The sequence below is a fragment of the Leptolyngbya sp. FACHB-36 genome, assembly GCF_014695955.1.
In the GTDB taxonomy this organism is placed as follows: Bacteria; Cyanobacteriota; Cyanobacteriia; order Leptolyngbyales; family Leptolyngbyaceae; genus FACHB-36.
In genome coordinates this window covers 1-9,480 of the sequence record NZ_JACJPG010000595.1, presented here as the reverse complement: position 1 = coordinate 9,480, position 9,480 = coordinate 1, and the positions used below count along the sequence as shown (strand labels likewise).

6 protein-coding genes and 1 pseudogene are annotated in these 9,480 nt (G+C 53.7%); 1 reads left to right on the top strand and 6 read right to left on the bottom strand.

Annotated features, from left to right (window positions below):
• Together H6F43_RS17555 and H6F43_RS17550 are read right to left on the bottom strand one after the other, a co-directional pair.
• The coding region (locus tag H6F43_RS17555) for an NAD-binding protein (protein ID WP_190344008.1) at positions 1-1,613 on the bottom strand (1,613 nt) is incomplete at its 3' end.
• A gap of 120 nt (positions 1,614-1,733) precedes the next feature.
• Positions 1,734-3,062: an aspartate aminotransferase family protein gene (locus H6F43_RS17550; protein WP_190344007.1), complete on the bottom strand. Its 1,329-nt coding sequence runs from the start codon at positions 3,060-3,062 to the stop codon at positions 1,734-1,736.
• Positions 3,063-3,929: 867 nt separating this feature from the next.
• Between H6F43_RS17550 and H6F43_RS17545 the strand changes: the two genes are divergently transcribed.
• Complete coding sequence (locus tag H6F43_RS17545) at positions 3,930-5,348, top strand: glycoside hydrolase 100 family protein (RefSeq protein WP_190344006.1); 1,419 nt, start codon at positions 3,930-3,932, stop codon at positions 5,346-5,348.
• Between the two features lie 78 nt (positions 5,349-5,426).
• Here H6F43_RS17545 and H6F43_RS17540 read toward each other — a convergent pair whose 3' ends face one another.
• The 4 genes and pseudogenes from H6F43_RS17540 to H6F43_RS17530 all read right to left on the bottom strand — a co-directional run.
• Positions 5,427-6,968 (bottom strand): C1 family peptidase, encoded by a 1,542-nt coding sequence (locus tag H6F43_RS17540; RefSeq protein WP_190344005.1) that lies wholly within the window; start codon positions 6,966-6,968, stop codon positions 5,427-5,429.
• Between the two features lie 82 nt (positions 6,969-7,050).
• Positions 7,051-8,673, bottom strand: a complete 1,623-nt coding sequence (locus H6F43_RS17535; protein ID WP_190344004.1) for an MBL fold metallo-hydrolase — start codon at positions 8,671-8,673, stop codon at positions 7,051-7,053.
• A gap of 175 nt (positions 8,674-8,848) precedes the next feature.
• On the bottom strand, positions 8,849-8,971 hold the full coding sequence (locus tag H6F43_RS22785; RefSeq protein WP_277879961.1) for a hypothetical protein: 123 nt from the start codon (positions 8,969-8,971) through the stop codon (positions 8,849-8,851).
• Between the two features lie 325 nt (positions 8,972-9,296).
• A pseudogene (locus tag H6F43_RS17530) lies at positions 9,297-9,480 on the bottom strand (GerMN domain-containing protein); the annotation flags it as partial.

Here is a 9,480-nt window from a genome sequence, read left to right as displayed (position 1 = left end):
TACTCCGTGACCAAGACGGTTTGTTCGTTCAGCCGAATCAGATTCAGAATGTTCTCACCAAAAGCGGCAGCGACATACGCCTCCGCCGCGAGTTCGTAAGCAGACAGCACCTTGGCAGTGGGCAAAAAGCGATCGACACTTTTGCCAAAGCGCGGGTCAAATGTGCGAATCACCATCGCGCGATCGGGATTGGCAGCATGCGCCATCAAGCCAATCTCCAAATTCACCATTTCGTCATCGGTGACGACCACCACACTCCGAGCCGTAGCCAAATTGACTTTTGCCAAAGCGTTGGTCCAGTCACTCACCACAAGCGGCATCTGCGGCAGCACCGTGGCATCCAGTGGTCGATTGCTCACGCCAACGAGCGGCTGTCTTAGCTGCTGCAACAGCGTGGCAACGCGCCGTCCGACTCGTCCCAGCCCAATCAGCACCACGTGATCTTGCAGCGGCAGCGGGGGACGCTTTTTGGGTAACTGGAACTTTGCTGCCAGCAGGCTTTCGGTGAGCAGCGCGTACAGAACAGCGATCGCGGCTGTTCCCGCCAGCATGTAGACCAGATTCATCAAGCCCAGCCAAGCCGGAATGCTCTCTTTGGAATCGGTTTTCCAAATGACGGTTTCGGTTTGTCCAAGCAGCATCATCGCGGTGGTGTAGAAAGCTGCCCAGCCAGAAATCCTCTGCTGCCATGCTAGAAGCCCAGTTCCGACTAGTAGCAGCAGCACGATCGCCAGCGCCAGCACGATCGCAACGCGCTTGCTTTGCTGCTGGTCGGTCGATCGCCAAAATTCGGCGGCTCGCTGCTGAAGTCCACGGCGAGAGAAACTGCTGCGCACGGTGCGGGCAACCTGTCGCCACGTCAGCTTTGGTTTAACAGGAACGGCATCGGGTCTTGCCAGTCCTTCGGTGACTTCCACATAGGCAACGGTGTCGCCAGCCGATACACGAGTATTCGGCTCCCACTGGTGAAACTGGGTCGGCAGCGGACTACCCTCTGGAATGTAGCTGAGGACTCGGCGCGTAGGCGTGTTCAACTCGTGCAGCACGCGCCGATCGCACCAGCGGTGCTCAGGCGAGATCGGGTCTTTAACCACCCGCAGCATCGCGTCTCCCAGATGAATGAAGCCTCGGACTTCGCTGCCCAAAGCGGCGATCGCAAAGGCAGGCGCAGGCAGTTGGGTTGCCTCAAATGCAACAAAGTTTTTTAAGCGGGCGCTAAGGAGCTGATTCAAGTTCTGCTTGGTCGATCGTACAACCAGCCGCACATGCGGATTTAGCAGCCGCACCGCAAACGCAGCCTCAATGTTGACCCGTTCGTCACTCGTCACCAGAAGCACAGCCCGGCAGTTCTGCACATTTGCCTGCTGCAACACCTCCGTCTGGCAGCAGTCGCCGATCAGCAATTCCTCCAGTTCGTCCAGCAGGTTTGGAATGTCCCAGCGATGTGCCCGGTTCTGGTCGATCGCGCTGACCACCGCCCCAAACTCTCTCAGCACCGCAACGCAGTGCTGCCCTAAACTACCTAGCCCACACACCAAAAATCGAGCCGTGTCGGACGGGGGCTGCTCGTACCGATCGAGCTGAGTAGTCGCTTCTGAGGGCGGTATAGGCATCCTGTTGTTCTCAGGCTGAGCTACAGAATCGCTGCTGCTACTTAACCACTATGCATAACCAAATTGCAACTGGCTACTGCCTTTAACACTGCACCTACGCCACGATTGCGCTGCTGGGGGTCATTCTAGGTCCTTCAGTACGGACGTTAGTCGATCGACGATCTGATCAATCTGCGCTTTCTCAATAATGAGCGGCGGTGAGAGGGCAATGATATCGCCCGTTGTCCGAATCAGCAGCCCGGACTCAAAGCAGCGCACAAAACACTCGTAAGCGCGAGTGCCTGGTTTGCCCGGAATCGACTCTAGCTCAATTCCGGCTACCAATCCTAGATTGCGAACGTCGATAACGTGGGAAACGCCGTTGAGGGAGTGTACGGCGTCTTCCCAGTAGGGCGCAAGACTGCGGGCGCGATCGAACAGCCCTTCTTCCTCATAGATATCGAGGGTTGCCTGTGCAGCCGCGCAGGCAACCGGATGTCCCGAGTAGGTATAACCGTGTGCCAGTTCGATCGCGGGCTCCGGTCCGTGCATAAAGGCGTCGTGAATTCCCTGCCGGACGAACACCGCACCCATTGGAATCGTTGCGTTGGTTAAGCCCTTCGCCACCGTTACCATGTCCGGCAGCACGCCAAAGTACTCCGTCGCAAAGCTCGACCCCAAGCGACCGAACCCAGTGATGACTTCATCGAAGATCAGCAGAATACCGTGCTTATCACAGATTGCCCGCAGACGTTCTAAATAGCCCTGCGGCGGAATCAGCACGCCTGTAGAGCCTGCTACGGGTTCCACAATGACCGCCGCGATCGTTGAAGCGTCATGCAGCGTCACAAGCCGCTCTAGCTCATCTGCGAGGTGTGCGCCCCACTGAGGTTGTCCGCGACTAAAGGCGTTGTGCTCCAGATTGTGCGTATGAGGTAGGTGATCGACGCCGGGAATTAGACTCCCAAAGAATTTGCGGTTGGGGGCAATGCCGCCGACAGAGGTGCCGCCGAAGCCGACGCCGTGATACCCCCGCTCACGTCCAATCAGGCGCGTGCGCGTTCCCTCTCCCCGCACGCGGTGGTAAGCAAGAGCGATTTTAAGGGCGGTATCCACCGACTCCGACCCAGAGTTGGTGAAAAAGATGGAGTTGAGGTCGCCCGGAAGCATGTTAGCGAGGCGATCGGCGAGCGCAAACGGACCAGGATGCCCCATCTGAAACGTGGGGGAAAAGTCTAGTTGGGCGACCTGCGCGTGGACTGCCTCAACGATTTTGTCGCGGCAGTGTCCGGCGTTGACACACCAAAGCCCCGCTGTGCCATCAAGGACTTGCCGACCATCAACGGTCATGTAGTACATGTCTTTAGCGGACGCCATCAGACGGGGGTTGGCTTTGAATTGCCGATTGGCGGTGAAGGGCATCCAAAAGGCATCGAGCGAAGGGAGCGCGGTAGAAATATCTTGCTGCATAGTAATGTCTCAGTAATTGCACCGCAGTTTAAGCAGGCGATCGCGTAGCGTGTTGTTAATCACTTATTGTTCGTCACTTAGCATTTAGACGTTAAGCTTTTAGACGTTAAGTTTTCAGCACATTACAGAGGTTCACACCCGACGATTTTGCCCGCATGACACGTTCGGCTAATTCATCATCTTCAGCGATCAATCACGCGAATCAAAGCATAGGCGGCGGCAAGTGTACTGAACCAACGAACACAATTATAGAAAACTTGTGTCACATCTCTAGCCATTCATGGCGCGAATAAACTGTAGGCTTTAGGCTTTGGTGTGCCAGTCTTCTCTAACTAGCAGTATTACAGATGAGTTGAATAATACTTCTAATCAGTAGGGCGATCGGTGCAGTCAGATTACACACTGCAAAGGCTGAATACACGTAATCTTCATCGTTCTGAGACCGTTTATCGGCTTCCCTCACCAAGAATTTACTTACATCACAATGAAAAAAAATTAACCTATCGTTAGGGAGTTGCGATCGTGAAAAACGACTTGTGTTGGGGCAAACTCAAGGTTGCGAGTAGACCTACACGATCGTTCCAACCATTGCCAGCATCATTTGTAAGCAGCTCGCTATTTGCGGTCAGCACAGTGCACTCGGTTAAACGCTCCGATCGCCAACTCAGTTGTGCACGTAGTCCTGCTGCTCTTAATCGAGCGTCAGCGCTGATAGTAAAACGTAGCGGTTTTTAATGTTCTAGCGGTTTTTAATGTTCAAATTTATCCTCAGTGCCTTGAGCAATTGCTTCAGCTACTGCAGGACAGACTGTTTATCGTGAACCCACCCCCACCATGATCCGGGAATCAGGAACTGTAAGGACAGCAATGCAAGCGCAAAGTCATCTGGTCAAAGAAGCTTGGAAGCTGCTAGAAGCAGCGGTCGTCCATTACCGAGGACAACCAGTCGGAACCGTTGCGGCGTGTGACCCCTACGCCGAGGCTCTGAATTACGATCAGTGCTTTGTACGGGATTTTGTCTCCTCCGCACTGCTATTTCTGATTCAGGGACGCCCCGAAATCGTCCGCAATTTTTTGATTGAAACGCTGGCGCTGCAAAGCAGCGACAAGCAGATGGATTGGTTTAATGCTGGACAGGGCTTAATGCCTGCCAGCTTCAAGGTCGAGAATTGGGACGGGCAGCAGTATTTGACAGCGGACTTCGGTGAACACGCGATCGGGCGCGTCACGCCGGTTGACTCCTGCCTCTGGTGGCTAATTCTGCTGCGGGCGTATGTTAAATCGACCGGCGATTTAGACTTGGCGCACCAGCCCGACTTTCAGCACGGCATCATGCTAATTCTCAAGCTGTGCTTGGCAGATCGCTTCGATATGTACCCGACGATGCTGGTGCCGGATGGAGCATTTATGATCGATCGACGCATGGGCGTTTACGGGCATCCCTTGGAAATTCAAGCGCTATTTTATGCCGCGTTGCGATCGGCGCGAGAACTGCTGCTGCCCAATCGTCGCGGCGAAATTTACATCCAGGTGATCAACCAGCGCCTCACTACCCTAAACTTCCACATTCGCGAATACTACTGGCTTGACTTGAAGCGCCTGAACGCCATCTACCGCTACAAAGGTGAGGAGTTCGGGGAAGCGGCGATCAACAAATTCAATATTTACCCAGACTCCATTCCCGTCTGGCTGACGGAATGGATGCCAGAAACGGGTGGGTATTTGGCGGGCAATTTGGGTCCGGCGCAAATGGATTTCCGCTTCTTCACGCTGGGCAATTTAATGTCGATCGTCTCGTCGCTGGCAAGCGATCGCGAGGCGGATGCAATCATGGACCTTATTGAGCAGCGCTGGCAGGATTTAGTCGGCTACATGCCAATGAAGATTTGCTTTCCTGCTGTGGAAGGACTAGAGTGGCAAATCCTTACGGGCTGCGACCCCAAAAATGTGCCGTGGTCGTATCACAACGGCGGCAATTGGCCTGTGCTGCTATGGACGCTGGCAGCGGTGGCGCAAAAAACAGGCAGACCGGAGCTTGGCTGGCGCGCAGTGGAGCTTGCCGAACGACGACTCAGCCAGGACGAATGGGCGGAGTACTACGACGGTAGAAACGGCAGACTTGTTGGGAAAGCCTCACGCAAGTTTCAGACATGGACGATCGCGGGCTATCTCCTAGCGCGAGAATTTTTAGAAAATCCTCAGCACCTCGCTTTAATTAGCTTTGACGAAGACCCAGAAATGCAGACGTGGATGGGGCATGTCCGCACGCTGCACGAAGCCAAATAATCGTTGCGAGTGCTTGGCTAGTCATTTGAAGAAGGAACGATCGCACGATCGTTCCTTCTTCAGAGTTAAGTGGACTACTTATTCCTCTTCGTAGCTACCTTCGTCGTAGCCACCTACGTCTTCGGATTCTTCAGCAGCCTCTTCGTAGCTGTCCTCGATGTCCTCAGGCTCCTCTTCGTAGCTGTCTTCGATGGATTCTTCGGATTCGTCCTCGGACTCTTCAGAGTCCTTGTAGCTGTCTTCGATATCCTCCTCAGATTCCTCTTCATCCTCTTCGGATTCGTCCTCGTAGCTGTCTTCGATATCCTCTTCGTCCTCCTCAGATTCTTCGTCCTCGTAGCTGTCTTCGATATCTTCCTCAGATTCCTCTTCGTCTTCCTCAGATTCTTCGTCTTCGTAGCTGTCTTCGATGTCTTCCTCAGATTCGCCGTCCTCTTCGGATTCGTCTTCTTCGAACTCTTCAGAGTCCTCGTAGCTGTCTTCGGTTTCCTCGTACTCCTCGGATTCCGAGGTCTCCTCGTAGTAAAAATCTTCTAGGTCGTCGAGGTCGCTGTCGTCGTACTCCTCCTCGTAGTCCTGGTAGTACAGTTCCTCCAGGTTTTCGATGTCTTGCACGGGAACGTAGCCACGATCGGTAAAGTAGACGTACTGTTCTTCATACGTGACGTGGTGAGTCTCGTCATAAATCGAGATGCCGCTGGAGGTTTCAGTGACTCCAGGAATTTGAATGGCTCTAGCAATCTCTGCTGTACTTGCATCAAACAGCGACGATACATGCTTGTAGATGTTTTGCTTCAGGTCCACACTTAAGTTACTAAGTTGTCGCAGCACCCAAGCGTCGTGAGATAGCTCAGAATTGGCTAGGTAGTCGTAGGGCATGTAGCAATAGCCTTGGTCGCCCCAGTCTTCGCCCCAGGAGTTACGAACAATAAACACTTGGTCAGGGTCGGAGTAGCCAACACACAGCATTGCATGTCCACCGTCGCACTGCTCAGTGTCCGGGTCAGGCAGGGGAACCAAGCCATCTTTTTCTGCTCGCTGGAACGACGCGAACAGTTGCGACCCAAACACGAAGGGGTAGCCCTCTGCCAAGCAAGCTTTCATCGTTTGTAGATCGATCTCAACCTGAGCCGCGTCTTCGACTACAAACCGCTTCGCTTCCCGATATGCCGCTTTCGATGGCTGCTTCAGGATGTACTCCGAATCGAACGCCCACGTCTTCTCTGAGCAGGCTCCGTATTTGCGAACGACTTTGACGCAGTTTTGCAACCGCGCTCCGCTGTCTTCCTGCACGCAATCATCTAGCTTGCGAGCGTTGTAGTAGATGAACAAGCGGCTGACATCCTCTGCTTGTCCCGTGAGTCGGTTCACTAGGTACTCGTAGGCACCTGCCATCGCATTGCCCGTACAACTGCTTGTGCTTCCTTGCGATTCAACAGGGGTCATGAATTCGCGCAAATCAACTACTGAAGGCAGATCGTCAGCAGTGGCACAGAAGCGTTTCGCCTTGGGGTCGATCTTATCGGCAGTGTAGCCGCCAATCTTGATTTGTTGTCCAGTCGATCGCCGCAGCACTGTTGCTTTGTGAACCTTGTGAAACTTTTTAAATGCCGATGTCATGAATGTCATGGGTAACCTTTGAGAAGCTTTTCTGCATCGTTCCCAAAGTCCATGAGCAACTAGCAAGCCCTAGCAGGTTCAGTCACTCCGGTTGATTCGGCTCAAACACGGGACAAAAACCGTCCGGCGTAACCTTAAACTCAAACAGCGGTGACGACATATTCCAGCAGCGCTGCCCTCGGTAGTGGCGACAGTTGCCGCAGCAATTCCGTAGCGGCGAGTTTGCATCCATCCAGTCCAGGAGGCGATCGCCTCCCGGACGCAACAATTCCCGCTGCGGCAAACCGCGCAGTACCAGTTCGTCCCCTTGCCAGCGAGCTTCAATCAGTCCGGTATCGGCAAGTGCCTGCCAGCGGGGATCAGCGGCGATCGCGTTTGGTAGGGTAATGGTCACGATCTCGTTGAATTCTGTCAGTTCCCCTTCATAACTGACCTCTGGTGCCGCAGGCTGCACGAATGTTTCCCCGATCGGCAGCTCCACAGTGCTTCCAGGAGCAGGCGAATGCAGATGGTAGCGGTTGTGTAGCTCGTCTAATCCAGTTAGATCCGACAGGTAGGTCGGAGAACCGTGGACAAACACGACATGCTGGGGACGCAAATTGTGAATTAGCTGTGTCGTTCCGGGACCATCGCCGTGTTGAGCCAGCAAATAAGTTTCAGTGGCAGAGCTATGGGGGTACGGCACTTGCTCGTGAACGACCCGATGCGGCTCTTGCGGCTTCAGAATCATCCACGCGTCGGGGTCAGAGTGCGTGTACTGCTCAAGATCGACCGTTTCCTCTGCCAAAACAATGCAAGGAGACGACAGGATATGCGACTGTCCCGATCGCAGGCGACGGACTCGTGGACGAACTCGCTCATCCCAAAACAGGGGTTGATGGCGGGCAAAATTTTGTACGGACGTAGGCAGGTGGGACAGAATATTCAGGTAGGCGTCGCAGGCAGCGGCGATCGACTCATCGACCCAAATCGTGAAGTCGCGCCCAGTGAAGTGATGATGGCTTCGCAGCAGCATCAGGAGTTCTTGCGCTAGTCCCAGTGGAGCGGTGGGCAAAAGAATTGAGGTTTTCTGGGCGAGCGATCGTTGAATTCGCTCTGCCAGTTGATTCTCCTGCTGTCGCCGGTGCGGATGCCGCGAGGTGCCGTAGCTGCCGTCTACAATTAGCACATCCGGCGACAGCCCCCGCAGTTCCTCTAGCGGTAAACCTTCTACAAGGCGCGAGTTAGACAGGAAAAAATCCCCCGTGTAGAACACACTGTAAGGACGTTGGGGTGGTCCTCCCGACGGCGGCGTGTAGCTCAACAAAATGGCAGCCGCTCCGGGAAGGTGCCCAGCCGGATATAGCGCTGCGCTCAAGCCGTCAAAAAACTCAACAGGGGTGCGCCAGGGTAATGCCTGACAAAAGGCTGCATGGCTAGAGGATGTCTCTGCCCAATTCAGCGGCAGCAGTTGCGTTGTGGCATCGCTGGCATAGATAGGAAGAGCAGGAAACGCCTGGTGGAGTGCCAGTAAGCCCTGGGCGTGATCGGCGTGGGCGTGGCTGCATAGGACAAGATCCGCAGGCGGAGATGGGTCAGCGAGCAAAGAGGAAAGGTCAGTTAGTCCACAGTCAAGCAGAACGCGATAGGGTCCCAAACGCAGCAGCAAGCAGACTCCCTCGTCAGCATGACCCACACCGTAGGCAACACATTCCAGTTCACTCACGTTCGTTTCACTTCCTCGTAGCTGAGCGGTGAGTAACCCGTAAACTGCCAACACTCACACGCCAGCAGTCTATTTAACACTTTTGGCACTCACCGCCAAATCCGAGCCGCGTTTTGGTCAAGTATGCTTGCGATCGCCCCATCCCCAACGCATCAACATAGTGGCATGATCGACACTAGTGTGCCGATCCATTTCCGTGGTAATTGTCAGAATCGTAAAAGCCGTTGCGGGTGCCAAAGAACAAACACGCTACCGTAAACACCCCAGTCAACACTACCAAAACCAATTTCACGTCCATGGGAAAAGACTCCTTTAAAGTTGTCAACCTAGTCAAGGAACTCGAATTTATACTTTGAAAGAGTTTAAGGCAAACTTACGGAAATCCTAACAATTTACAGATTCTTACAACAACTTCTCTAGGTAGAAATCGATCGTTAGTCCTTGGCACTTAGGCGGCAATCGTAACTACAGGCGAATTCCTTAGAGCCTTACGCCGTTCTGATGCATGAAATTGGCAGAATTCGGCGTACAGCCCTCCAACCTTAAGATTTCACGGCAATCCGTAATTTCCATCCTAGTGACCAAGCTCGAACAACAGATCAGCAACAGCTAGTAACTACCTGCTAAAGCACGATCGGTTGTCCCTTTTCCGTAAACCGCACGGATTTAATTTTCCATTGTCGATTGCTAGTCAGCGTTTTGCGAATGCTACCGAATAGCGCAAGTTGCTCGCAGGTAGAAAGCGAGACAAACCGACGTTTGGCGTTGGCAGGCAAACGCAAATCCACAGTTGCAACTCCATTTCTG